Here is a 24,970-nt window from a genome sequence, read left to right on the forward strand (position 1 = left end):
ATATTCTCTATCTAAGAAAATGCCGCCCCATTGCCCGGCCAAGGCAATAAAAAAAAAGACGCGACATTTTCACGTCGCGTCTTTTTCATTCACTACCCAATCTGATGTTATGCGGCGGTTTTAGCCGCTACAGCAACTTCTGAACGTTTCAGGATGGCGTAAGCACCGCCCGCCAGAACCGTACCGGCGATAATCGCCACCAGATAACCGAGAACCGGTGTGATAGCACCTGGGATCAACAGAACGAACAGACCACCGTGTGGCGCCATCAGTTGTGCATGGAATGCCATCGACAGAGCACCGGTCAGTGCGCCACCAGCGATACAGCATGGCAGAACACGCATCGGGTCACGGGCGGCGAACGGAATCGCACCTTCAGAAATAAAGCACAGACCCAACACCAGCGCCGCTTTACCGCCTTCACGCTCGCTTTGCTCAAACTTATGACGCGCCAGCAGCGTTGCCAGACCCATCGCCAGCGGTGGCACCATACCGGCAGCCATGATGGCGGCCATAGGTGCGTAAACGGATGAACTCAGCAGTGCCACGCCGAAAGCGTAAGCGGCTTTGTTGACCGGGCCACCCATGTCGGTACACATCATCGCACCAAGGATTGCGCCGAGCAGAACTGCGTTGGCAGTACCCAAAGATTGCAACCACGCCGTCAGACCCGCCATGATTTTAGCCACCGGCGTACCGACAACGTAAATCATCACCAGACCGGTAATCAGACTCGCCACCAGCGGAATGATCAGGATTGGTTTCAGGGCTTCCATACTTTGCGGTAATTTCAGCTTGCCGCTGATGGCCTTCGCCACATAACCCGCCAGGAAACCGGCAATGATACCGCCAAGGAAACCGGCACCGGTGCTCACCGCCAGCATGCCGCCGATAAGACCCGGTGTCAGACCCGGACGGTCAGCGATGGAGAAGGCAATGAAACCGGCCAGAACCGGCACCATCAGCGCGAAGGCTGAAGCGCCACCGATTTGCATCAGTGCTGCCGCGAGCGTGCCTTTAACTTCAAACGCTTTAATACCAAACACGAAGGAAAGCGCGATACACAAACCACCGGCAACCACCATTGGCAGCATGTAAGACACGCCGGTCAACAGGTGACGGTATGGGCCTGCGCCGCCCGCTTCTTTCTTCTTGCTAGTGGACGCACTGCCCTGAGTGGCTGGCTGGAACAGCTCAGCTTCAACCAGCGCTTTGTCCAGTTCCTGCTTCGTCTTTTTCAGTGCCAGACCGGTAGAGGTACGGTACATCGGTTTACCGGCAAACTTCGCCAGATCCACTTCGATGTCTGCCGCGACAATCACCAGATCGGCCGCTGCCACTTCTTCCGGGGTAATCGCATTGCCTGCGCCCACGGAACCGCGGGTTTCCACTTTCACCCACCAGCCACGTTTTTTGGCTTCGGATTCAATGGCTTCAGCAGCCATAAAGGTATGCGCTACGCCGGTCGGGCACGCCGTGATTGCCACGATACGTTTCGGACCCGCAGCAGCCGGTGCAGAAACGGCGGCAACGGCCGCAGGCGCCACATACGGTTTTGCCTCAGCCAGTGCGCGTTGCACAAAAGCATCAGGCTCACGCACCGCATCCGCCACGTTACCGGTGTAAATGTTTTTGCCGGTCAGCGCCGCGTCGTTCGGCACGGTTTCACCGGCCACGATCACGATGTCAGCTTCAGCAGCCTGTTCAACCAACGAGTGCCCGGCTTTTGCGACGGCAGCAGCGAGCAAATTTTTCGCCAGGTGGCTCCGGGCCTGTCCCAGCGAACTGTCTATCATCAGCAGCGTTTTCATTCTGCCTCCTGCGAATTAAAAGGGTTTCAGATCAACACGGGCCATCATCGCCGCGAGCTGCGGACGATCGGTGACACCGACATTACTCTGGCTGACAGCCAGGGCGGCAACGGCAGTGGCCAGTCGTAGCGTATGTTCACTGGATTCACGCATCAGTAAGCCGTAGATCAGGCCACCGACCATGGAATCACCGGCACCGACGGTGCTGACGACTTCACAGGCTGGCGGTTTGGCAATCCACGCACCCGACGCGTTAACCCACAAGGCACCTTCTGCACCCAGAGAAATCACCACATGGGCGATACCCTGGTCACGTAAGGCGTGCGCGGCTTCTACCACGTCACTCAGTTCTGGCAATTTACGGCCAGCCCAAATTTCCAGTTCACGACGGTTTGGCTTAACCAGCCATGGCGCAGCTTTAAGACCGGCGACCAGCGCTTCACGGCTGCTGTCGAAGATGATGCAAGGGCACTGGGCGCGCAGGCGCTTCATCCAGTCGGTGAAAGCATCAGGATCGACGCCCGCTGGCAAACTTCCGCTGACGGCAACCATGTCGAACTGACCCAGCCAGGAGAGGGAGTCGGTCACGAAACGTTCCCAGTCTGCCGGCGTCACGTTAAAACCAGAGAAGTTGAAGTCGCTGACTTCGCCATCTTTTTCGGTCAGTTTAACGTTGATGCGGGTCCGGCCATTGACCACCTGGAAACGGTTCGCAATACCCAGATCGCTGAACAGCAACTGGAAGCCGTCCTGATTTTCTTTGCCGAGGAAACCACCAACGGTGACGTCGATGCCCAGATCTTTCAGCACTTTCGCTACGTTGATGCCTTTACCTGCGGCATGCAGACCGGTGGTTTGCACCAGATTGACTTCACCGCGTTCGATTTCAGGCACATAGCCCACTAAATCGTACGCCGGGTTTAAGGTAATTGTGGCGACTCTGCGGCTCATGCGCCCTCCCCAAGACCTTCAGAAATAGCTTCACCAATGGTTTTCAGTGCCAGTTCGGCATCTTCACCGCTGGCGGTAAAGCGCAGGTGGTGACCTTTTTTCACGCCCAGCGCCACGACTTTCATCAGGCTGCGGCCGTTGGCAGGTTTACCGCTGCCATCAAGGTTGGTCACGGTGATTTCGCTGGTAAATTGCTTGATCACGTTGACTAAGGCGGTACCCGGACGTGCATGCAGGCCGTGTTCGTTACGGATAACGTATTCCGCACTCAGCACGTTGGCTTCTTCTGCCACTTCGCTGGTCAGCAATGCCAGCACGCCTACCGCGTCTGCCGTCAGCAGACGTTCAGCTTTGTTGGCTATCAGCAGATCGCTCAAGTAATTCAGCAGGTTCAGCGGCTGATCGTCGGCGACGGAAATGGTCAGCAACATCGCCACCTTTTCACCGTCCAGATCAAATGCCTGCTGAGCGCGGCTGAGGGTAGCAGCACTTTTCAGGTTGCCTTCCGTGCTGTCACTCAGCCAGATGCCCTGACCCAGGTTCAGCGGTTTACGGCTGATGACATCGCTGACGAAGGCAGTATCGACCGCGCCAATCTGTTGCAGACGGCCAGCGTTCAGCGCCTGCAGAGTGATCAGGTTTTCAGCAGCAACATCCACGGCGATCAGTTGGGTATCAAACAGGAATTCAGCGGCATTCTTTTCGCCCATCAGCAGGCTGCGCAGTTCTTCAGCTGAATCTGTTTTCGCCATGCGTTCAGCCACGCTGTCGTCGCTTAATACGTGCGTAAGCTGACGCAGCAGGCTGAGGTGTTCATCAGAACGCGCCGCGATGCCGATAACGATGTAGGCGGTCTGGTCTTCACCCCAGGAAATACCCTGCGGGAACTGATAGACCTGAACACCGGTATCAAGCACTAAATCACGGGTATCCGTGGTGCCATGAGGGATCGCAATGCCATTACCGAGGTAAGTGGAGGTTTGCAGTTCACGGGCTAACATGCCGTCGACATAACCTTCGCTGACGCGACCGGCCTGTGTCAGTGCTGCGGCGACCTGGCGAATGGCGTCCTGCTTATCGCTGGCTGCGGCACCGAGGTGAATATCTTGCTGTGACAGTTGGAACATAATTCTCCTCTCCTGCTGAAATTGAATCGTTTCAGCTTTACTGAGAAAAAAGGAGCGCCACCAGATTACGTTGTTGAAATCGGTAACGCTGAAACGTTTCAGGAAGTCTTAATCGGGCTCGTTTTTAAAGCAAGCATTCCCTGATTCTACGTGATGATTTTTTGATGCCACGCACAGTTTCCTTTATTCAGAACGCCTGGCGCGAATAACTTAACGCAAATGCTGAAGTCAGGCTGACGCGTTTTTCGTCAGACGAAAAAAACCAAAGCTGAAGCAAGCTGACCGGTATTTGAACATGACATCCCGGACCCTCTTGCGGTTATTTTTAACACAAAATGCGGTTTTATTATTCAGTATGGCAAATTAACTCAGGTTTACATTTTTGATGATCAAAACCTGTTTTTGTTTTTTTTAAACTGACGTAACATTCGCGCAAATTTCGTCCCTCCCCCTACTTCTGGTTCAGTTATACACATGCGAATTTCTACAGCATCAGCCCGCCGTTTGCCTGACATGACCTCGACCGCATTCCTGATCATTGCCTTTCTGACAGGCATTGCCGGTGCGCTACAGACGCCTACGCTCAGCCTGTTTCTGACCTCTCAGGTGCACGTCAGCCCCTTTATGGTCGGGATCTTTTTTACCGGCAGCGCGGTGATCGGCATTTTTGTCAGCCAGTTGCTGGCCACCTGGTCGGATAAACGCGGTGACCGCAAAACGCTGATCCTCTATTGCTGCCTGCTGGGCGCGCTGGCCTGCGTGCTGTTCGCCTTCAACCGTAACTACTTTATTCTGCTGTTTATCGGGGTATTGCTGTCGAGTTTTGGCTCCACCGCCAACCCGCAGATGTTCGCGCTGGCGCGGGAACACGCGGAAAAAACGGGCCGCGAAGCCGTGATGTTCAGCTCCATCCTGCGCGCACAGGTTTCTCTGGCGTGGGTGGTTGGCCCGCCGCTGGCGTTTGCGTTGTCGATGGGCTTCGGTTTCACCTTCATGTACTGCGCTGCCACGCTGGCGTTTCTGGTGTGTGGCGCGATGGTGTATGTCTTTTTGCCTTCGATGCCAAAAGCGCGCGTGAAGACCTCCGCGACGCTGGAAGCCCCGCGCCGCAACCGCCGCGACACGCTGATGTTATTCATCGCCTGCTCGCTGATGTGGGCAGCCAACAGCATTTATCTGATCAATATGCCGCTGTATGTGGTGCGTGAATTAGGTTTGCCGGAAAAACTGGCGGGCGTGCTGATGGGCAGCGCCGCGTGTCTGGAAATCCCCACCATGCTGATTGCCGGTTATCTGGCACGGCAGTTGGGTAAGCGTTTTCTGATGCGCCTCGCCGTGATTGCCGGCGTGATTTTCTACGGATGTTTGCTGTTTACTACCGGCGCCATGATGCTGATTGCTTTACAGCTGCTGAACGCGATTTTCATCGGCATTCTGGCCGGTATCGGCATGCTCTATTTTCAGGATTTGATGCCGGGTCAGGCCGGTGCGGCCACCACGCTGTTTACGAATTCTACCCGCGCTGGCTGGATCCTCGCCGGGTCGCTTGCGGGTGTGATTGCGCAGTTCTGGACCTATCACGCCGTGTTTTACGCCGCGCTGGCAATGGTGGTGGGGTCGGTGGTGTGTATCTGGAATGTGAAAAATGTGGATGATCCGGTCACGGAAACGGTGGCGGCGAAACGCTGATATCACCGCTCAGGGCGCAGTATCCGCTTCAAGCTTTATCAGGTAGGTCAGGGCCTGGTCGCGATGGGTAAAACACATCTCGCGGCTGGCCTGCAAACTGGCGCAGACTTTCGGGCGCAGCGGCGACGTAAAAATGTTGCACAGGAAGTTATCCGCCAGATGAATGCAACGCGTGTTGGCGGGTTTGCCGTCCGGCATTCCGGGGATCGGGCTGGAAATTGAAGGCGCTATGCAACAGGCTCCGCAATCAGTACGACAGTCCATCTACAGCCTCCTCAGGCCTGGTTTTGAGGCGCGACAATAGCAGGCGCTTTCATGCGCCACCAGCGAAATATTTACTACTCTTTAACACTGTTGACCCAACAAGTTTGATACCGGCTGGCTGCCCCACAGAGATGCGCAATAATGCGGGTTTTCACGACTCTTTTTGCGCTATCTGCTTGCCTGAAATCAGCGGCGCGAGTAACGTGTCGCAAATTATTTCCCCCTTTATCTCGACAGGTATTTATATGGCACGTGCTAACGAAATTAAACGCGGCTTCGTTGTGAACTACGACGGCAAATTGCTGCTGGTAAAAGATATCGATGTTCAAAGCCCAAGCGCCCGTGGTGCCAGCACCCTGTACAAAATGCGTTTTTCTGACGTTCGTACCGGTGGCAAAGTGGAAGAGCGTTTCAAAGGCGATGACATTCTCGATACCGTCACCCTGACCCGCCGTAAAGTGAACTTCTCTTACGTCGATGGCGACGAATACATCTTTATGGATGATGAAGATTTCACGCCTTACACTTTCAACAAAGCGCAGATCGAAGAAGAACTGCTGTTTATCCCTGAAGAAGGTTTGCAGGGTATGCAGGTTCTGACCCTCGACAGCCAGCTGCTGGCGCTGGAAATGCCGCAAACCGTGGATTTGGAAATTGTAGAAACCGCGCCGGGTATTAAAGGCGCTTCCGCCAGCTCACGCACCAAACCTGCCGTGATGGCTACCGGCCTGAACATTCAGGTGCCGGAATACCTGAGCTCCGGCGACAAAATCCGCATTCATATTGCCGAACGTCGCTATATGGGCCGCGCGGATTAATCATCCCTGCACATTGCTCTTCAAAGGAACGCCACAGCGTTCCTTTTTTATTGCGCCAGACCTGGCTGAAACTTTGCGTTAAATGCTCCAGACTCTCGATCTACTTCACAAAACGAGAGGCCATCCGGACTTACCAATTCCCCTTTCTATCATATGACTTTACACTCAAAGCCCTGATTTCGGCTTAAATCGTCGCTTTATCCAGCATGAAATTGAACTGACGGGTAAACAGCCCCAATTTGGCCTGACCAATTATTTATTTTCTGACTTGCCTGGAGTATTGCATGAAAACTATTGCCACAGCGTCCCTGCCCGCAGCCGTGTCATTGCCTGCTTACGACCGTGATGCGCTGAAAAGCCGCATTGTTCACCTCGGATTTGGCGCCTTCCACCGCGCCCACCAGGCGCTGCTGACCAACCGGGTGCTGAATTTACAGGGCGGCGACTGGGGCATCTGTGAAATCAGCCTGTTTGGCAATGAAAGCCTGATCAACGCGCTGCGTCAGCAAAATCACCTGTTCACCGTGCTGGAAAAAGGTGCAGAGGGAAATCAGGCCATCGTTGTCGGTTCCGCCCATGATTCGGTGCACGGCATCATTGACGGGCTGGAAGCGGTCATCGAAAAACTGGCGGAAGCGCAGGTGGCCATCGTGTCACTGACCATCACCGAGAAAGGGTATTGCATTGAGCCTGGCACCGGTGAACTGGATCTGCAAAACCCGAAAATCCAGCAGGATCTGGCAGGCGGTCAGGCACCCTGTACCGCGCCGGGTGTACTGGTTGAAGCATTACGCCTGCGCCATGAGCGCAATCTGCCTGGCTTTACGATTCTGTGCTGCGATAACATTCCGGAAAACGGTCTGGTCGTAAAAAATGCCGTTCTGGGCATGGCGAAGGCACGCTCCGCTGAGCTGGCGGAATGGATCACTGCAAACGTTTCTTTCCCGAGCACCATGGTGGATCGCATCGTTCCCGCCGCGACCGAAACGACTCTCGACGAGATCACCGAAGCGCTGGGCGGCATCACCGATCCCTGCGGAATCGCCTGTGAGCCATTCATTCAGTGGGTTGTGGAAGATGACTTTGTCGCCGGTCGTCCTGACTGGGAAAAAGCCGGTGCGCAGATGGTGTCCGACGTTCTGCCTTTCGAACAGATGAAACTGCGTATGCTGAACGGCAGCCACTCATTCCTGGCTTATCTGGGCTATCTGGCCGGTTATCAGCACATCAACGACTGTATGGAAGATGAACATTATAAGACGGCAGCTCACCGTCTGATGCTGAAAAAACAGGCGCCAACGCTGAGCGTGGAAGGTGTCGATCTCAACGCCTATGCTGACAGCCTGATCGCACGTTACAGCAACCCTTCACTCAAGCACCGCACCTGGCAAATCGCGATGGACGGCACGCAGAAGCTTCCGCAACGTATGCTCGATTCCATCCGCTGGCATGTGAAAAATGGCGGTTCTTATGAACTGCTGGCGCTGGGCGTGGCGGGCTGGATGCGTTACATCAGCGGGATGGATGATGCGGGCCAGCCGATTGAGATTAAAGATCCGATGGCCGATACCTTAGCCAGCATCGTGGCCTCAACCGCAGACGGCGAAGAACGCGTGAAAGCCCTGCTGGCCCTGAATGCGGTGTTTGGCGAGCAACTGCCGCACGAAGAAAAAGTGGTGCAGGCGATTCTGGCGGCTTATGCCGATCTGCAACGCGTGGGCGCGAAAAAAGCCGTGGCGAAGTACGTCAGCTAACCGTAAAAGAAGAGAAAACCACGGCTGCTGCGGCAGCCGTTTTTTATGGGGACGGGTCTTCAGTCGTTGAGTTCGGAGGGAACGGAGGAAAATAAGAAACCATCAAACGCAGGGTCATCCGCATCTGACACCTGCAACAACATATCTTTCACGTTTTCCAGATGCTGCCACATCGCCTGCTTAGCCGCTTTCGGATCACGGCGCAGCACGGCCTGCAAAATGGTCTGATGATCCTGCAACCAGAGCTGGCTGTGGGTTTTGCCGACAACGTGCTGATGAATACCCAGCCACATCGGGCTGCGCTGGCGGATCAGCCACAAATCATCCACCAGTTTAACCAGAACGCTGTTCTGCGAGGCCTGCGCCAGCAAGCCGTGGAAACGCTGATCTTCCACATCATCTGAAACGCCGCGTTCAATACAATCGCGCTGGGCATCGATGGCATCGCGCATTTGCAGAATATCGGTTTTAGTGGCCTGCATAGCGGCAAAAGCCGCAATTTCCCCCTCCAGCAACTGCCGCGCCTGCAGCAATTCGAAGGGACCGTAACCGGTATCTGCCGTCTCTGTCGGGCTGTTTTCAGCAGGATGCAGCACATACACGCCGGAGCCCTTACGCACTTCCACCCATTTTTCCAGTTCCAGCATGATCAGCGCTTCCCGCACCACGCTGCGGCTGACAGAGAAGGATTCAGCAATTTCGCGTTCAGGCGGCAGACGGTCGCCGGGGGCATATTTCCCCGCATGGATATCACGGCGTAAATGGCCGCCAATCTCCTGATAAAGTCGCATAATCTTGCCCCTGTCGAACAATTGGTCTGACATCTGAAAAGACGGCAAGCCGCTGCCAGAATGCCTGAATTAAGAGGGAAAATTATAACATGCGGGGATAAGGCGAACAGAATGAGAACTAAAAACTGACGGCCCGATCAAAATTGGGCCTGCCAGTTTTCAGGGTGTCCGGCCAGAACGGTGTGAGAAAACCGGCGGCTCAGGACGTTGCACAGCGGAATTATTAAGCAAAACTTAACTGTCAGTTATAGGTCACCGTCATGAGGGTCAGACGGGGATCGTTTTTAATGTGCTCAGTGCTCACATGGCCCAGAGACAGCGGCAACGTATACGCCTGGGGTTGTGTCGCATCCAGAGTGCGGACCTGACTGACGGTCTTCCCGCCACGGTCACATTTGCTGGTAACCTTTTGATCACCTGTCGTAAAGCTGCATCCGCCATCGACAATGGCACCGTAAAAGTAAATCTTGCCGGTACTTCCGGCGCTGGCAAACTGCATCATCCCTGAGGCTAACAATCCCAAAAACAGTGTCCATCTGATGCTGTTCATGGTCATACCCTCATCTGTAAATTGGTTTTTTTAATCATTGCGTAACTTCAATTTAACATTAATACATCTAACCGATTTCGCACTACGCAAACGAAAATATCGGAGGAAAAGCCATCAGAATTACGCGGTACTGAACAATAATCGGCACAATGCTGGATTTTCTTTAACGCCCATTGCACATTGTCCGGTGAATTTTTTTACAGAGGGATGCAGTCATGACCAAAACTAACCTGATTACCGGCTTTCTCGGCAGCGGTAAAACCACCACGCTGCGCCATTTACTGGCTCAAAAACCCGAAGGTGAAAAATGGGCGGTGCTGGTGAATGAGTTCGGTGAGATTGGCATCGATGGCGCGTTGCTCGCTGACAGCGGTGCCGTGCTGAAAGAAATTCCCGGCGGATGTATGTGTTGTGTGAACGGTTTGCCGATGCAGGTGGGGTTAAACATGTTGTTGCAGCAGGCGAAACCTGATCGCCTGTTGATCGAACCCACCGGTCTTGGGCATCCGAAGCAAATCCTGTCCCTGCTCACCTCTGAGGTTTACAACAACTGGATCACGCTTAACGCCACGTTATGCCTGATGGATCCCCGTCAGCTGAGCGATCAGCGGGTGATTGATAATGAAAACTTCCGCGACCAGCTGGCTGCCGCCGACGTGATCGTCGCGAATAAAGCCGATGTGGCGCAGGCGCAGGATAAACAGGCGCTGGAAACATGGTTCGCCACTCATGGCGGCGGGCGTCAGCTGGTGGTTGCGTCGCAGGGCGCCATCGACCCTGCCCTGCTGGATTTGCCGCGTCTGAATCAGGTCACACTGCCGGAAGGTAAACATCATCATGCTCATGCCCCGCAACGCGGGCTGGCAGCGCTGAGCCTGCCGGGTAGCCAGCGCTGGCGTCGGGCGCTCAATCAGGCCGACGGCTATACCAGCTGTGGCTGGATATTTGATGGCGAAACACAATTTGATACCGCGGGCATACTCGACTGGGCGCGTCAGGCACCGGTAGATCGCGTGAAAGGCATCATGCGCATAAAGGAAGGAACGCTGCTGATAAACCGTCAGGGAGACGACCTGCATATTGAAACCAAACCGGCGGCGCCGTTAGACAGCAGAATTGAGCTTATTACACGAGATGTTGCGCAATGGAATGAACTACAATCACTCTTGTTGAAGGTTCGTTTAGGTTGTAAGGATTAAGTTAACGCTGACTAATTTATTCATTACCCTGCTAAGTATAGGTTAACATTTATGTGGCGCCGAAATATCCCCGCAATCCTGATACTCAACGTATTAGGCGTTGCACTGTTTTTATCCTTTTATCTGCCGGCAAATCATGGTTTCTGGTTCCCGATTGATAAGTCGATATTCTTCTTCTTCAATCAGCACCTGGCAACAGACCATTGGTTCCTGCATCTGGTGGCGGTAACCAATAACCGCGCCTTTGATGTTATCTCGCTGCTGGCGATGGGTGCCCTGTACCTGTGCTTCTTCCTGAAAGAGGATACCCGGGGGCGCCGCCGCCTGGTGATTATCGGGTTCGTGATGCTGCTGACCGCCGTGGTGCTTAACCAGCTGGGTCATTTGCTGCCGGTGAGCCATAAAAGCCCGTCGCTGAGTTTCCCGGATGTTAACCGTGTGAGTAAACTGACCGGCATTCCGACCAAAGATGCCTCTGCGGACAGCTTCCCCGGTGACCACGGCATGATGCTGATCATTTTCTCCTGCTTTATGCTGCGCTATCTGAGCAAGGGCGCTTTCGCTATTGCCGTGCTGATCACCGTTATCTTCTCGTTGCCACGCGTGATGATTGGTGCGCACTGGTTTACCGATATTGCCGTCGGTTCGATGTCCGTCGTGCTGGTAGGGGCCAGCTGGTGGCTGATGACGCCTGCCAGTGACATGCTGATTAACTGGCTGGAAAGAAAATTACCCGGTAATAAAATGCTTAGCAAAAACCCGTGATGCATTGATGCATATCATTTAATTATGGCTCGCCTGAAACTGAACGGCAGGCGGGCCATTTTTTAAGACAAATCCCAGATATACTTAGCTGAAAAAGGCCGGTGCAACCCGCTTGTGATGCGGTTTTAATCCAAATTAGCATAAAAATAACCCATCCTTTTTTACATCTTTACTTACATCAGCTTACATCACAATTTCTTATAAAAAATCTCATAATACCTCTCGCAATCCCCTATTCATTACGGTAATCTCCAATTCGCCTGCACAGAAATGTGGCAAAAACACCGGGTTTCAAGATAAAAACGTGCTCTGACGCACATTTTATCATTCCAGTGTTTGTCCCGACTGTGCGCGGCGGGTAGTCTCGCTTCGTTTGGCAATTTTAATAACGATTACATCGTTAAGGACAGCAAGGGATAACAACAATAATGGTCAAGTCTCAACCTTTTCTGAGATATATCACGCGGATAATTCCCGCGATTGGCGCAGCAATTATTCTCACTGCGTGTAGTGGTACACATTCTTCGAACACAGAAAACGCGCAAACTGATATGCGTGCAGTAAATGACAAAGACGGTCTTCTACTGCAAGCCTCTCAGGATGAATTCGAAGCAATGGTTCGCAGCGTCAACGTAAAATCCAAAATTATGGATCAGTATGCTGACTGGAAAGGCGTTCGTTATCGGTTAGGTGGTGACAGCAAGCGTGGTATCGATTGCTCAGCTTTCGTCCAGGTAACATTCCGCGAACAATTTGGTATGGATTTACCTCGTTCTACCTATGAACAGGAAGAGAAAGGCAAGAAAATCCAGCGCACGAAACTGCGTCCGGGTGATCTGGTTCTGTTCCGCGCAGGTTCGACAGGCCGTCACGTCGGTATTTATTTAGGTAACGATCAGTTTGTACATGCATCAACCAGCAATGGTGTGATGATTTCCAATCTGAAAGAGACTTACTGGAATACACGTTATCGTGAAGCAAGACGCGTTTTGGCTAACGGTTAACCGTTACCCCATGATTTAGCTCTTGTTGTTCTATGCCAAGCGAATAAAAAAACGTCATCTCCGGATGGCGTTTTTTTATGTCTGGAATAACCGGTAATAAAAAGCTGCTGTTTTTTTGGCTACGTTATACTTTGATTTCATCAGTCAAAAAAAGGGCTTCTCATATGGGGTTAAAAGCGGCGCTTACGCACAGCGTATTACCCAAACGCCGTTATTTGAAAAAAAGTCTTTTTTTCTCCGTGATATTTTTTATCTTATTTACCCTCATCACATTAAGCGTCATTAAAGCCAATAACTCCCTCGAACAAAATGAGATTGCCAAAAGAACCGGTCAATTCAGCAACCGCTATTTTCATCAGCTCACCGATACCATGCGCCGGGTGGGTTTACTGACGACCGAAAGCTGCGCGTCCGTTGCCAGTGAAATTAACCGGGATGCCGCTTTCAGTATCGGTGTGCGCGATTTCCAGCTGGTGCGCGACGGCATGGTGTATTGTTCGTCAGCCTCGGGAAACCAGCACGTTCCGGCCAATTCCACGCTGCATGGCATTGATTTCACCAAACCGATGGCCGTCAGCCTGCAAATGGGCACGCCTGCGGTGCCCAACCGTCCGGTGATCATTGTCTGGCAGCGTAATGCGGGATCATTTGATGACGGGGTGATCGCCACGCTGGAACTGACGCTGTCGCCTTATATGCTTTTTGCCCAGCCTGGTTCGGGTTATCGCGGATTTGCCCTGCTGGTCGGCGATGTGGCGCTGGTGTCCTCCCAGGAGGGGCTGATACCGGTCAGCCAGCTGCCGACCAGCCATTTCACGCAGATACAGGGGGGCGATTACCCTTTTACTATCCGCCTCTACTCCCCTTCCCTGACGGGCGACAACATCCGCTTTACGCTGCTCGGCGGTCTGCTGCTGAGCATACTGGTGTACGTACTGATTTATCACAGCCTGCTGATCCGCCATAACGTCGAAAGAGAGATCCTGCGCGGGCTGAAAAATAAAGAATTCTTTGTTGAGTATCAGCCGGTGGTGGAAGCCCGCAGCATGAAAGTCACCGGAGTCGAGGCCCTGCTGCGCTGGCAGCATCCGATCGAAGGCCGCATTCCTCCTGACATGTTCATCAGCTATGCGGAAACTCAGGGGCTTATTGTCCCGCTGACTCAACATATGATGATGCTGGTCGCCGCTGATGCCCACGAACTGGCACGCGCGTTTGCGGATAAAGCCAAGCTGAGCATCAATATTTCCCCGCACCACATGAATAAAGTCAGTTTTCATGATGACGTTTTAAACTTCATTGAGGCTCTGCCGGAAAATGCATTTCAGGTTGTGTTTGAAATCACTGAGCGGGGAATGATTGATACCGAAGGGGCGATGCGCGAGTTCAACTGGCTGCGCCGCCATAAGATTGAAATCGCCATTGATGATTTCGGCACCGGCCACAGCGCCCTGATCTATCTGGAAAAATTCACCCTCGACTACCTTAAAATCGACCGGGGTTTTGTCATGTCGATTGATCAAAAGACCCTGATTGCGCCGGTGCTTGATACCGTGCTCAGGCTGACTGAGGAACTGAAACTCAAAACGGTGGCCGAAGGCGTGGAAACCCACCAGCAGGCTGAGTATCTGAGAAACCACGGTGTGACCTATTTGCAGGGTTTTTTGTACAGCAAACCGTTGAGTGTCACCGCACTTCTGGCGTTTACCCGTGACTTCAATGAAAAAGAGGCCTGTTATCACATCTGAACCGCCACCGGTGGCGGTCTGCCGCATTATTTTTCTTTTAGGCGTCTGTCGCTGAATATGATAAAAAGGCCGAAATCAGGGAAAGTGCCAAAAACTGGCGCGTTACAAGGCCTTAGCCATTCATTGATCATCACTGAACGACAGCCCGCGCGTAAGTCGCATCTTGCTGTTGTCATCACAGGAGTGCAGATTCAGGATGTTATCTCGCGTTTTTGCCGCAGCGTTATGCCTGCTGAGCCTCGGTGCTCAGGCTGAAGTTATTCAGGACAGTTATGCGTTCGCGATTCTGGGCGAACCTAAATACGTGTCCAACTTCAGCAGTTTTGATTACGTCAATTCCGCTGCACCTAAGGGTGGACAAATCACGCTCGCCGCCATCGGCACCTACGATAACTTCAACCGTTTCGCCTCACGCGGCAACCCGGCCATACGCAGCGGCTCTCTCTATGACAGCCTGTTCACCACCTCCAGCGATGAAATCGGCAGCTATTACCCGCTGATCGCCGACTCCGCCCGCTACGACAGCGAGTACCGCTGGGTCGAAGTGGATATCAACCCGCGCGCCCGTTTTAACGACAACACGCCGATCACCGCCAGCGACGTCGCCTTCTCTTTTACGAAATTCATGACCGAGGGCGTGCCGCAGTTCCGCGTGGTGTATAAAGGCGTCGAGGTGAAAGCCATTTCGCGTCTGACCGTGCGCATCGTACTGCCAAAGCCGGATAAAGACATGATGCTCGGCCTGCTCGGTTTACCGATCCTGCCGCAGGCATTCTGGGAAAAACACAAATTCAACCAGCCGCTGAACACCCCGCCGCTGGGCAGCGGGCCTTACCGCATCAGCGATTACAAACTCGGGCAGTACATCACTTATTCCCGCGTGCCGGACTACTGGGCGGCCAATTTGCCGGTCAACCGTGGCCGCTATAATTTCGACACCATCCGCTACGACTATTACCTCGACGACAATGTGGCGCTGGAAGCCTTTAAATCCGGCGCGTTTGATTTCCGCATGGAAAGCTCGCCGAAAAACTGGGCGACGCAATATCAGGGCGGTAATTTCAGCAAAAACTTTATCGTCAAAGCCGATGAGGAAAATCAGGCGGCACAGGATACGCGCTGGCTGGCGTTCAACATTCATCGCCCGCAATTTGCTGACCGCAAGGTGCGCGAAGCGATCACGCTCGCTTTCGATTTTGACTGGATGAACAAGGCACTCTATTTCGGTGCCTATCAGCGGGTGGACAGTTATTTTCAAAATACCGAATACGCCGCCAAAGATTATCCGAACTCGGCTGAACTGGCCTGGCTCGGGCCGCTGAAAAATAAAGTGCCCGCAGAAGTCTTTACCACCTTGTATCAGCCGCCGCGTTCTGACGGCAGCGGCAATGACCGCACCAACCTGCTCAAAGCCACCGCGCTGCTTAAAGAGGCGGGCTGGGAAGTGAAAAATCAGGTGCTGGTCAACAGCAAAACCGGCAAGCCGTTGACGTTTGAGTTACTGCTGCCGGCTGGCGGCAACGCGCAATACGTCTTGCCCTTCCAGCATAATTTACAGCGGCTGGGCATTCAGATGTCGATCCGTGAAGTGGATAACTCGCAGTTCGTGCGCCGTATGCGCCAGCGTGATTACGACATGCTGCCGACCGTTTATCCCGCCACCTCGTACCCGAGCAGCGATCTGCAACTTTACTGGAATACCCGGTTCCTGGATTCGACCTACAACAAGTCTGGCGTGAGCGATCCGGCTATCGACAAACTGACCGATGACATCGCCGCCAACCAGGGCAAACCCGAGGCATTGCTGTCGCTGGGCCATGCGCTGGACCGCGTACTCACCTGGAATATGCTGATGATCCCGATGTGGTACACCCATCACGAGCGTTATGCGTACTGGGATAAATTCTCAATGCCAGTCATCACCCCGTCCAACGGAATGGAGCTCGATACCTGGTGGTATGACGTTAACCGCGCAGCCCGTTTACCTGCGCAACGCCGCTGAGGAGCCTGCTGTGGCCGCCTATCTGTTAAGACGACTACTCCTGATGATCCCGACGCTGTGGGCGATCATTACCATCAACTTCTTCATCGTGCAGATTGCGCCCGGTGGCCCGGTTGATCAGGCGATTGCCGCCATTGAGATGGGGCATTCCGGCGGGCTTCCCGGTGCAGGCGGAGATACCGGTAACGGCAAAGCCTCGCCGGGCGTCGCGCAGTTTGGTGAAGGCCAGTACCGTGGCGCGCGCGGGCTGGATCCTGAAGTCATCGCTGAAATCACCCGGCGCTTCGGTTTTGATAAACCGCTGCATGTGCGCTACTTCGAGATGCTTGCAAATTACGTGCGCTTTGATTTCGGCGACAGCCTGTTCCGTGGCTCCTCGGTCATGGGGCTGGTGAAAGGCGCGCTGCCGGTCTCCGTCAGCATTGGCTTATGGAGCACGCTGATTATCTATATGGTGTCGATTCCACTGGGTATTCGTAAAGCGGTGCGCAACGGCACGAAGTTCGATACCTGGAGCAGTTCACTGATTATTATCGGTTACGCCGTTCCCTCGTTCCTGTTTGCCATTCTGCTGATTGTGCTGTTCACCGGCGGCAGCTACCTCGACTGGTTCCCGCTGCGCGGTCTGACCTCGCCGAATTTCGATACCCTGCCCTGGTACGGCAAAGTCACCGATTACCTGTGGCATATCACGCTGCCGGTGGTGGCGACGGTGATTGGCGGATTTGCCACCCTGACCATGCTGACCAAAAACTCCTTTATGGATGAAGTCGGTAAACAGTATGTGGTGACCGCCCGCGCCAAGGGGCTGAACGAGAAGCAGATCCTGTACCGCCATGTGTTTCGCAACGCGATGCTGCTGGTGATCGCCGGTTTTCCGGCCATTTTCATCACCATGTTCTTTACCAGTTCCCTGATGATTGAAGTGATTTTCTCATTGCAGGGGTTAGGCCTGCTGGGCTATGACGCCATCGTCCAGCGCGATTTCCCGGTGATGTTCGGCACGCTTTATATTTTCACACTGATCGGCCTGCTGCTGAACATCATCAGCGATCTGACCTACACGCTGGTTGACCCGCGTATCGACTTTGAGGGCCGCCACTGATGCCACGTCATTTAAGCACGGTGAACCAGGCGCGCTGGGCGCGTTTTCGTCAGAACCGCCGCGGTTTCTGGTCATTGTGGATTTTTCTGGTGGTGTTCACGCTGGCCCTGCTTTCTGACGTACTGGCCAACGACAAACCGCTGCTGGCGCGCTATCAGGGGCACTGGTACGTGCCTTTCATGATGAACTACAGCGAAACCACCTTTGGCGGCGAACTGGAAACACCGACCGATTATCAGGATCCGTTCGTGCTTAAACAGCTCGACGACCACGGCTGGGTGCTCTGGGCACCGATCCGCAGCAATTTTAAGTCGATTAATTTTGCCACCACACAGCCCTTCCCTTCCCCGCCCTCGGCAGAAAACTGGCTGGGCACGGACAGCAACGGGCACGATGTGCTGGCGCAAATTCTTTACGGCCTGCGGATTTCACTGTTCTTCGGCATTTTTCTGACCGCGCTGACCTCCGTCATCGGGGTCACGGCCGGCGCCGTACAAGGCTATTACGGCGGCATGATTGACTTGCTCGGCCAGCGTTTTATCGAAGTGTGGTCAGGCATGCCCACGCTCTATCTGATCATCATTCTGGCAAGCGTGGTGCAGCCGAGTTTCTGGTGGCTGCTGTTGATCAGTATTCTCTTCGGCTGGATGGCGCTGGTCAGCGTGGTGCGCGCGGAATTCCTGCGCACCCGAAATTTTGACTACATTCGTGCGGCGCAGGCAATGGGCGTCAGCGACCGGTCCATTATGCTGCGGCATATGCTGCCGAATGCGATGGTCGCCACCCTCACCTATCTGCCCTTCATTTTGTGCGGGTCGATAACGTCTCTGACCTCACTGGATTTCCTCGGTTTTGGCCTGCCGCTCGGTTCGCCCTCTCTCGGCACGTTACTGATGGAAGGCAAAAACAACTTACAGGCCCCGTGGCTGGGCATCAGCGCCTTCGTGGTACTGGCCTCGTTGCTGTCTCTGCTGATTTTCATTGGTGAAGCGGTACGCGACGCCTTTAATCCGTCCGCACAACATCATGAGGCGCGCTGAGATGACAGACACTCCTCTTTTACACATTAAAAATCTCAGCGTGGCCTTTCGTCAGGCCGGTGAGGCGCGTGAAGTAGTGAGCGATGTGTCGCTGACTCTCCGCGCCGGAGAAACGCTGGCGCTGGTGGGCGAATCGGGCTCCGGCAAAAGTGTCACGGCGCTGTCAGTGCTGCGCCTGTTGCCCTCGCCGCCGGTGGTGTATCCGCAGGGCGACATTCTGTTTGCCGGAAAATCCTTACTGCACGCGGATGAAAGTACGCTGCGAAGTATTCGCGGCAACCAGATTTCGATGATCTTTCAGGAACCGATGGTGTCTCTCAACCCGCTGCATACTCTTGAAAAACAGCTCTCCGAAGTGCTGATGTTGCATCGCGGGTTGCGCGGCGAAGCAGCACGCAACGAGATCGCCCGTTGTCTTGACCGGGTGGGTATCCGCCAGGCCGCTTCGCGCCTGAAAGATTTCCCGCACCAGCTTTCCGGCGGTGAACGCCAGCGGGTGATGATTGCGATGGCGGTGCTGACCCGGCCAAAACTGCTGATTGCCGATGAACCGACTACCGCGCTGGATGTGTCGGTACAGGCGCAGATTTTATCGCTGCTTGATGAGCTTAAGCAGGAAATGGGCATGGCAATGCTGTTTATTACCCACAATCTGCGTATCGTGCGCCGCCTGGCAGATAACGTCGCGGTGATGCAGCATGGCCGCGTGGTGGAGCAGCAACCGCGTGCCAGCCTGTTCAGCCAGCCGCAGCACCCTTACACGCGCCAGCTTTTGCAGGCCGAGCCACAGGGCCGCCCGCAGCCGCTGACGGGCGAGCCGCCGGTTCTGCTGGAGGTGAAAAATCTTGCGGTTGGATTTCCGGTCAAACGCGGTCTGCTGCGCCGCACAGTGAGCATCAAACATGCCGTGAATCAGGTCAGTTTCCGGCTTCGTCGCGGGGAAAGTCTCGGCGTGGTGGGCGAATCCGGTTCAGGGAAAAGCACCACCGGGCTGGCGCTGCTGCGCCTGCTGAAGTCACAGGGTGAAATCTGGTTCGACGGGCAGCCGCTGCATACTTTTTCGCGTCAGCAAATGCTGCCCTTTCGCAGCCGGATCCAGGTGGTGTTTCAGGATCCCTTTTCGGCGCTGAACCCGCGTTTTACCGTCGGGCAAATCATTGCCGAAGGCCTGCTGGTACACCGGAAAGTGAGCGCCGGAGAGCGTGAAAAAGAGGTGATCCGCGCCATGGAAGACGTGGGGCTGGATCCGCAATCCCGTCACCGTTACCCGACTGAATTCTCCGGGGGCCAGCGTCAGCGCATCGCCATCGCCCGCGCGCTGATTTTACAGCCGGAAATGCTGATTCTGGATGAGCCTACGTCGTCGCTGGATAAATCGGTGCAGGCGCAGATCCTGGCGATCCTCAGCGAGCTGCAACAGCGTCGCGGCCTGACCTATCTGTTCATCAGCCATGATTTGCACGTCGTGCGCGCACTCTGTCATCAGCTGATGGTGTTACAAAATGGGGAAGCCGTGGAACAGGGAGACTGTGAGCAGATTTTCAACGCACCGCAGCAGGCTTACACGCGGGAGTTGCTGGCCGCATCGGATGCGTTTGATAAACCGGTGGTGTGAAGCGCTTAGGCCTGGAATAGCGAACGGGCGGGACGACGCGCCTGACAGGGTAACACGTCAGGCGGTCAGAACGGATAGAGTGCGGTAATCGATTCGGCGATGGCCGCGCCAATATTTTTCAGGCAACAGAGCGTGGCGCTTTCATCTTCGCGATGCACGAACAGACAAGGCTCACCGTCGATTTCAACGATCGCGGCTTTCACCTGAATATCTTCCAGCGCATTAGTCAGCTGGTGCATCACCTGCCAGGCAAACTCACCTTCATGACTGAGCAATTTCAGGCCAATAAGATTGTTATCTTCATCGTTGCCAGGCAGCGGAATCGGTTCAACTTTGATACCGGCAAAACCTGACATCCAGCGATAACTTTGCGGCAAACGGTGTACTACCGAAAGTTGGATATTATTCACGGGATTCCCCAGATAATGATTTATACACTTCACCTGCAAATGCGTAACATCTATACCAGTTATAGACGACAGACGCCGCTTTGCCCAATTTATGCTCAAATCATTAACATTAAATTAACGTAATCAAAAGCCAGCCAGCTGACAGTAGCCTTGTTTTGTCTGCTCCCGACGTTTGTGGGAGCCAGATCTCATTTTGGCTTCTTTGTAACCTTTTTCGCCTTATTTAACAACCATTTTAAGCATTGGTGGCTACTTTTTAACTTCTATTTGTTTACATAAAATTTACATATGGCGTGAGTGCTTAAAAATAAGCGGCAGATTAACTTATTACTTATCAGTCACATATATGTTATTCGCAGTAAAAAATGTGTGAGGCTGTCAGCTATTTCATTGTGAAATGAACCATCTGGTTACAGCTTTCAGCGCGGCGCATAATACGTTAAATTCGTGATCTAATGTTAATAAATCCGCACAATTTGTTTGCACAAAACCCCTATTATTGGCTTATCATCCGCATCGTTATTACTGATATCACCTGTCAGGATGAAAGCCTCCCGCCTTAACCTTCTGATAAATATCACTAAAAGTCATTTTATTACGCATTCCTGAGTCATTTGGCTCACACCCAACCCAGCGAGAAATGAGATGGAAAACGATCCTTCAATCATGGAAAGCAATGTCACTGCCAATGGAACCGGTTTCAGTCGTCGTCAACTGCTGAAAGGTTTAACCTCCGCAATGGTTGCCAGCACCCTGCTCGGCTTTCCGTTCCTGAGCCTGGCTGAAAAAGAGACGGCCACCGCGTCGCCGGTTATTTTCGGTCAGTTCTACCTGATCTCTCAGGCCATCACAGAACATAAAAATATCAGCGAAGGTGCTTCCGCGCAGATTTTCAATGCGTTCCACCGCTCGCATCCGGATTTCGCCGCGCAGGTCACTCAGCTGCATGCGCTGGTCAAACCGGGGCAATCCGCCAAAGTCTTGCAGGAAGCCGCCCGCCAGCAAGGCCTGGGTGATCTGGTGACACTGATCGTCACCGCCTGGTACACCGGCACAGTCGGTCATGGTACCGATTCCATTTTAATATCGTATAAAGATGCACTGATGTATCGCCCGGTAAGCGACGGCCTGATCGTGCCGACTTACTGCGGTAACGGTCCGCTGTACTTCACCGCTGCGCCGCCTGACGCCGCGATGCCTGAATCCATGAACGCCGACCGTTTTACCAACATTTCTGAATCTGCTGATGTGAGCAAAGCCTGATGAAAAAACCCGAATTTACCGCAGACGGCGATGCGTCTGCTGATGTGATCGTTGTCGGTTCCGGCGTCGTGGGCGGCATGATTGCCGATCAACTGGTCAGCCAGGGCTATTCCGTACTGGTGCTGGAAGCCGGTCTGCGTATTGAACGTGCGCAGGCCGTGGAGAACTGGCGCAATATGCCGTTCGACAACCGTGCCGGTTCTGATTTCCAGGGACTTTACCCGCAGTCAGAAAACGCCCCCGCGCCGCTCTATTTTCCGGAAAATAACTATGTCTATCTGACCGGCCCGAGCGCGGGCAGCTTCAAGCAAGGCTATCTGCGCACCGTCGGCGGCACCACCTGGCACTGGGCGGCGTCCTGCTGGCGTCACGTTCCTAACGATTTCAAAATGAAAACGTTATACGGCGTGGGTCGCGACTGGCCGATTTCCTATGATGAACTCGAACCTTATTACTGCCGCGCAGAAGAAGAAATTGGCGTAGCAGGCCCGAATGACCCGGCGTTGCAGTCCCCTTCCGAGCGCAGCAAACCCTATCCGATGGAGCAGGTACCTTACGGTTACGGCGACACCCGTTTCGCTGAAATCGTGAACCCGCACGGTTACCGTTCGGTGCCGATCCCGCAGGGCCGCAGCACCCGCCCGTGGAACGGTCGCCCGACCTGTTGCGGTAACAACAACTGCCAGCCCATCTGCCCGATCGGTGCCATGTATAACGGTATTGCCCACGTGGAACGCGCTGAAAACAAAGGTGCCGTGGTACTGGCCGAAGCGGTGGTCTACAAAATCGACACCGATGAAAACAACAATGTGACCGCCGTTCACTGGCTGGACAGCGATAAAAAATCGCACAAAGCCACCGGTAAAGTGTTCGCACTGGCCTGTAACGGTATCGAAACCCCGCGTCTGCTGCTGATGGCGGCTAACGAAAAGAACCCGAACGGGATTGCCAACTCGTCCGATCACGTTGGCCGTAACATGATGGATCACTCCGGTTTCCACTGTACGTTTATCGCCAAAGAACCCCTGTGGATTGGCCGTGGTCCGGCGCAGAGCAGCTGCCTGGTCGGCCCTCGCGATGGCGATTTCCGCAAAGAGTATTCTGCCAACAAAATGATCCTCAACAATATCAGCCGCGTGATCCCGGCGACGTCGAAAGCGTTGCAGATGGGGCTGGTGGGGAAAGAGCTGGATGAAGAGATCCGCCGCCGTTCCATCTTTGGCGTGGATTTGTCCATCAGCCTGGAACCGCTGCCGGATCCGAATAACCGCCTGACCCTGAGCACCACCCGTAAAGATCCGCACGGTCTGCCGTGCCCGGACATCCATTACGACGTTGGCGATTACGTGCGTAAAGGTGCCGAAGCTGCACACAAGCAGCTGGAACACATCGGTTCCCTGTTTATGGCGGAAGAATTCAACATCACTACCAGCCTGAACGCCAACAACCACATCATGGGCGGCACCATCATGGGCAGCGATCCGAAGGATTCCGTGGTCAACGGTGAATGCCGTGCGCATGACCACGCTAACCTGTGGTTGCCGGGCGGCGGTGCGATCCCGTCTTCCAGCGTAGTGAACAGTACGCTGACCATGGCCGCACTGGGCCTGAAAGCGGCGGATGACATGGCGAAAAAACTGGCAGGTGCAGCATGAAAAAAATCCTTGTTGCCTGCTTGTTAAGTGCTTCGTTTTGCGGGTTCGCTGCGGCACAGGACAATCAGGCGGAGCTTATCCGTCAGGGTCAGGAAGTGGCGACAGCCGCTGACTGTCAGGCCTGTCATACCACGCCGGAAGGCGGTAAGCCGTTTGCCGGTGGCTATGAAATCCACTCGCCGATGGGCACGATTTATACCACCAACATCACACCGTCGAAGCAGTTTGGTATCGGTAATTACACCGAAGAACAGTTTACCCGCGCGGTGCGTGCAGGCGTTCGTCCGGATGGGGCAAACCTCTATCCGGCCATGCCTTACACCTCTTACAGCCATATGAGCGATGCCGACATGCACGCGCTGTATGTCTACTTCCTGCAAGGGGTGAAGCCGGTCGAGCAACCGAATACTGAAACCGCCCTGCCGTTCCCGTTCAACATGCGTATTGCGATGGCGGGCTGGAACATGATGTATCTCGACAGCACGCCGTTTAAGCCGGATCCGTCGAAAAGCGAGCAATGGAACCGCGGCGCGTATCTGGTCAACGGTGCCGGTCACTGTGATACCTGCCACACGCCACGTAACCTGATGATGGGTTCAGTGACCGATAAACCGCTGGCGGGCGGCATGGTCGGCCCGTGGTATGCACCGAACATCAGTTCTGATCCGGTCAGCGGTATCGGCAACTGGTCGCAGGCTCAGCTGGTGGAATACCTGAAAACCGGCCGTACCGCCGGGAAAAATCAGGCGGCAGGCGGCATGGCAGAAGCGGTGCAAAACAGCCTGCAATACATGTCTGACACGGATCTGAACGCGATTGCCTTCTACCTGAAAAACAGCACACCGGTGCGCGACCCGCGGGATACGCAGGCAGCGGATACTTTCGGTAAGCCGGTAAACGTGGAAGAAGGCCTGCGCGGCGCGCATCCGTATAACGCGAACAAAACCATCGATAACGGTGCGGCCTTGTTCAGCGGTTATTGCGCCAGCTGTCATCAGCCGGACGGCTCCGGCAGCAAGAATCAGGCGTACCCGTCGCTGTTCAACAACACCGCAACCGGTCTGGGCAACGCGTCAAACCTGATTTCTGCCATTCTGTACGGCGTGGATCGCCAGGTCGGCGACCATCACGTGCTGATGCCGAAATTTGGCGTGGGTTCGTATGTCGGTCAGCTCGACGATCAGCAGATTGCCGATATCTCCAACTACGTGCTGAAGAACTACGGCAACGCGGGCGTGCAGGTTAACGCGCAGGATGTCGCGGTGTTACGCGCCGGCGGGCCGGTCACATTGCTGGCAAAACTCCAGCCGTTCATGGCGCCAGCGATGGTGGCAGGCGTGGTGATTCTGCTGGTGCTGATTTTCTGGCTCGGACGCAAACGCAAAGCGAAAGCGGCGTAATTCGTTCAA

General features: G+C 54.3%; 21 protein-coding genes. 14 read left to right on the forward strand and 7 right to left on the reverse strand.

The window, feature by feature from the left end; genetic code table 11:
* Positions 1-107 precede the first annotated feature (107 nt).
* The 3 genes from fruA to fruB are packed head-to-tail and all read right to left on the reverse strand — an operon-like array spanning position 108 to position 3,889.
* Positions 108-1,811 (reverse strand): PTS fructose transporter subunit IIBC, encoded by a 1,704-nt coding sequence (gene fruA, locus J1779_RS22600; protein WP_056778542.1) that lies wholly within the window; start codon positions 1,809-1,811, stop codon positions 108-110.
* Between the two features lie 15 nt (positions 1,812-1,826).
* The gene (fruK, locus tag J1779_RS22605) at positions 1,827-2,762 is read right to left on the reverse strand and encodes a 1-phosphofructokinase (protein WP_056778537.1); all 936 of its coding nucleotides are present in this window, start codon (positions 2,760-2,762) and stop codon (positions 1,827-1,829) included.
* On the reverse strand, positions 2,759-3,889 hold the full coding sequence (gene fruB / locus J1779_RS22610) for a fused PTS fructose transporter subunit IIA/HPr protein (RefSeq protein ID WP_056778532.1): 1,131 nt from the start codon (positions 3,887-3,889) through the stop codon (positions 2,759-2,761). The genes fruK and fruB overlap by 4 nt, the downstream gene beginning before the upstream one ends.
* A gap of 474 nt (positions 3,890-4,363) precedes the next feature.
* Between fruB and J1779_RS22615 the strand changes: the two genes are divergently transcribed.
* Positions 4,364-5,578 (forward strand): sugar efflux transporter, encoded by a 1,215-nt coding sequence (locus J1779_RS22615; RefSeq protein ID WP_056778529.1) that lies wholly within the window; start codon positions 4,364-4,366, stop codon positions 5,576-5,578.
* Positions 5,579-5,587: 9 nt separating this feature from the next.
* On the opposite strand, the gene J1779_RS22620 is transcribed toward J1779_RS22615, so the two are convergent.
* On the reverse strand, positions 5,588-5,842 hold the full coding sequence (locus J1779_RS22620; RefSeq protein WP_056778527.1) for a YkgJ family cysteine cluster protein: 255 nt from the start codon (positions 5,840-5,842) through the stop codon (positions 5,588-5,590).
* A gap of 245 nt (positions 5,843-6,087) precedes the next feature.
* Between J1779_RS22620 and yeiP the strand changes: the two genes are divergently transcribed.
* Positions 6,088-6,660 (forward strand): elongation factor P-like protein YeiP, encoded by a 573-nt coding sequence (yeiP, locus tag J1779_RS22625; RefSeq protein ID WP_056778524.1) that lies wholly within the window; start codon positions 6,088-6,090, stop codon positions 6,658-6,660.
* A 284-nt stretch (positions 6,661-6,944) separates the two neighbouring features.
* Positions 6,945-8,414: a mannitol dehydrogenase family protein gene (locus J1779_RS22630; RefSeq protein ID WP_217204849.1), complete on the forward strand. Its 1,470-nt coding sequence runs from the start codon at positions 6,945-6,947 to the stop codon at positions 8,412-8,414.
* Positions 8,415-8,473: 59 nt separating this feature from the next.
* On the opposite strand, the gene J1779_RS22635 is transcribed toward J1779_RS22630, so the two are convergent.
* A complete protein-coding gene (locus tag J1779_RS22635) occupies positions 8,474-9,205 on the reverse strand; it encodes a GntR family transcriptional regulator (protein WP_056778516.1) in 732 nt (243 codons plus the stop codon).
* 241 nt (positions 9,206-9,446) lie between these two features.
* Positions 9,447-9,755, reverse strand: coding sequence for a fimbrial protein (locus tag J1779_RS22640; protein WP_183846337.1), 309 nt, complete (start codon positions 9,753-9,755; stop codon positions 9,447-9,449).
* 215 nt (positions 9,756-9,970) lie between these two features.
* Here J1779_RS22640 and J1779_RS22645 point away from each other — a divergent pair, with 215 nt between their 5' ends.
* The 8 genes from J1779_RS22645 to yejF all read left to right on the forward strand — a co-directional run bounded on the left by J1779_RS22645 (position 9,971) and on the right by yejF (position 20,233).
* Positions 9,971-10,954: a CobW family GTP-binding protein gene (locus J1779_RS22645; RefSeq protein ID WP_136375148.1), complete on the forward strand. Its 984-nt coding sequence runs from the start codon at positions 9,971-9,973 to the stop codon at positions 10,952-10,954.
* Between the two features lie 51 nt (positions 10,955-11,005).
* Positions 11,006-11,719, forward strand: a complete 714-nt coding sequence (locus J1779_RS22650; RefSeq protein ID WP_217204850.1) for a phosphatase PAP2 family protein — start codon at positions 11,006-11,008, stop codon at positions 11,717-11,719.
* Positions 11,720-12,147: 428 nt separating this feature from the next.
* The gene (gene mepS / locus J1779_RS22655; protein WP_056778505.1) at positions 12,148-12,723 is read left to right on the forward strand and encodes a bifunctional murein DD-endopeptidase/murein LD-carboxypeptidase; all 576 of its coding nucleotides are present in this window, start codon (positions 12,148-12,150) and stop codon (positions 12,721-12,723) included.
* Positions 12,724-12,962: 239 nt separating this feature from the next.
* Positions 12,963-14,471, forward strand: coding sequence for a cyclic di-GMP phosphodiesterase (locus tag J1779_RS22660; protein ID WP_338019877.1), 1,509 nt, complete (start codon positions 12,963-12,965; stop codon positions 14,469-14,471).
* Between the two features lie 196 nt (positions 14,472-14,667).
* Positions 14,668-16,473 (forward strand): extracellular solute-binding protein, encoded by a 1,806-nt coding sequence (locus J1779_RS22665; protein WP_217204851.1) that lies wholly within the window; start codon positions 14,668-14,670, stop codon positions 16,471-16,473.
* Between the two features lie 10 nt (positions 16,474-16,483).
* Positions 16,484-17,578: a microcin C ABC transporter permease YejB gene (gene yejB / locus J1779_RS22670; RefSeq protein ID WP_217204898.1), complete on the forward strand. Its 1,095-nt coding sequence runs from the start codon at positions 16,484-16,486 to the stop codon at positions 17,576-17,578.
* Positions 17,578-18,618 (forward strand): ABC transporter permease, encoded by a 1,041-nt coding sequence (locus J1779_RS22675; RefSeq protein WP_217204852.1) that lies wholly within the window; start codon positions 17,578-17,580, stop codon positions 18,616-18,618. Before yejB ends, J1779_RS22675 begins: the two co-directional genes overlap by 1 nt.
* Before the next feature lies 1 nt (position 18,619).
* Entirely contained in the window at positions 18,620-20,233 is a 1,614-nt protein-coding gene (gene yejF, locus J1779_RS22680) for a microcin C ABC transporter ATP-binding protein YejF (RefSeq protein WP_217204853.1), read from the forward strand.
* A 65-nt stretch (positions 20,234-20,298) separates the two neighbouring features.
* On the opposite strand, the gene J1779_RS22685 is transcribed toward yejF, so the two are convergent.
* Positions 20,299-20,643 (reverse strand): YejG family protein, encoded by a 345-nt coding sequence (locus J1779_RS22685; protein ID WP_056778487.1) that lies wholly within the window; start codon positions 20,641-20,643, stop codon positions 20,299-20,301.
* A 645-nt stretch (positions 20,644-21,288) separates the two neighbouring features.
* On the opposite strand from J1779_RS22685, the gene J1779_RS22690 reads away from it, so the two are divergent.
* The 3 genes from J1779_RS22690 to J1779_RS22700 are packed head-to-tail and all read left to right on the forward strand — an operon-like array spanning position 21,289 to position 24,961.
* Entirely contained in the window at positions 21,289-21,906 is a 618-nt protein-coding gene (locus J1779_RS22690) for a sorbitol dehydrogenase family protein (protein ID WP_136374934.1), read from the forward strand.
* Positions 21,906-23,561 carry a GMC family oxidoreductase gene (locus J1779_RS22695; RefSeq protein WP_217204854.1) on the forward strand — a complete coding sequence of 552 codons (1,656 nt, stop codon included), beginning with the start codon at positions 21,906-21,908 and terminating at the stop codon, positions 23,559-23,561. Before J1779_RS22690 ends, J1779_RS22695 begins: the two co-directional genes overlap by 1 nt.
* Positions 23,558-24,961: a cytochrome c gene (locus J1779_RS22700; RefSeq protein ID WP_217204855.1), complete on the forward strand. Its 1,404-nt coding sequence runs from the start codon at positions 23,558-23,560 to the stop codon at positions 24,959-24,961. Before J1779_RS22695 ends, J1779_RS22700 begins: the two co-directional genes overlap by 4 nt.
* Positions 24,962-24,970: the final 9 nt, after the last annotated feature.

Origin of the sequence: Rahnella rivi (assembly GCF_019049655.1) — a bacterium.
GTDB lineage: Bacteria > Pseudomonadota > Gammaproteobacteria > Enterobacterales > Enterobacteriaceae > Rahnella > Rahnella rivi.

Bases quoted from the DNA above. Each gene is read 5' to 3' on its own strand.
- fruA (WP_056778542.1), bottom strand. From the start codon at position 1,811: ATGAAAACGCTGCTGATGATAGACAGTTCGCTGGGACAGGCCCGGAGC.
- fruK (WP_056778537.1), bottom strand. From the start codon at position 2,762: ATGAGCCGCAGAGTCGCCACAATTACCTTAAACCCGGCGTACGATTTA.
- fruB (WP_056778532.1), bottom strand. From the start codon at position 3,889: ATGTTCCAACTGTCACAGCAAGATATTCACCTCGGTGCCGCAGCCAGC.
- J1779_RS22615 (WP_056778529.1), top strand. From the start codon at position 4,364: ATGCGAATTTCTACAGCATCAGCCCGCCGTTTGCCTGACATGACCTCG.
- J1779_RS22620 (WP_056778527.1), bottom strand. From the start codon at position 5,842: ATGGACTGTCGTACTGATTGCGGAGCCTGTTGCATAGCGCCTTCAATT.
- yeiP (WP_056778524.1), top strand. From the start codon at position 6,088: ATGGCACGTGCTAACGAAATTAAACGCGGCTTCGTTGTGAACTACGAC.
- J1779_RS22630 (WP_217204849.1), top strand. From the start codon at position 6,945: ATGAAAACTATTGCCACAGCGTCCCTGCCCGCAGCCGTGTCATTGCCT.
- J1779_RS22635 (WP_056778516.1), bottom strand. From the start codon at position 9,205: ATGCGACTTTATCAGGAGATTGGCGGCCATTTACGCCGTGATATCCAT.
- J1779_RS22640 (WP_183846337.1), bottom strand. From the start codon at position 9,755: ATGAACAGCATCAGATGGACACTGTTTTTGGGATTGTTAGCCTCAGGG.
- J1779_RS22645 (WP_136375148.1), top strand. From the start codon at position 9,971: ATGACCAAAACTAACCTGATTACCGGCTTTCTCGGCAGCGGTAAAACC.
- J1779_RS22650 (WP_217204850.1), top strand. From the start codon at position 11,006: ATGTGGCGCCGAAATATCCCCGCAATCCTGATACTCAACGTATTAGGC.
- mepS (WP_056778505.1), top strand. From the start codon at position 12,148: ATGGTCAAGTCTCAACCTTTTCTGAGATATATCACGCGGATAATTCCC.
- J1779_RS22665 (WP_217204851.1), top strand. From the start codon at position 14,668: ATGTTATCTCGCGTTTTTGCCGCAGCGTTATGCCTGCTGAGCCTCGGT.
- J1779_RS22675 (WP_217204852.1), top strand. From the start codon at position 17,578: ATGCCACGTCATTTAAGCACGGTGAACCAGGCGCGCTGGGCGCGTTTT.
- yejF (WP_217204853.1), top strand. From the start codon at position 18,620: ATGACAGACACTCCTCTTTTACACATTAAAAATCTCAGCGTGGCCTTT.
- J1779_RS22690 (WP_136374934.1), top strand. From the start codon at position 21,289: ATGGAAAACGATCCTTCAATCATGGAAAGCAATGTCACTGCCAATGGA.
- J1779_RS22695 (WP_217204854.1), top strand. From the start codon at position 21,906: ATGAAAAAACCCGAATTTACCGCAGACGGCGATGCGTCTGCTGATGTG.
- J1779_RS22700 (WP_217204855.1), top strand. From the start codon at position 23,558: ATGAAAAAAATCCTTGTTGCCTGCTTGTTAAGTGCTTCGTTTTGCGGG.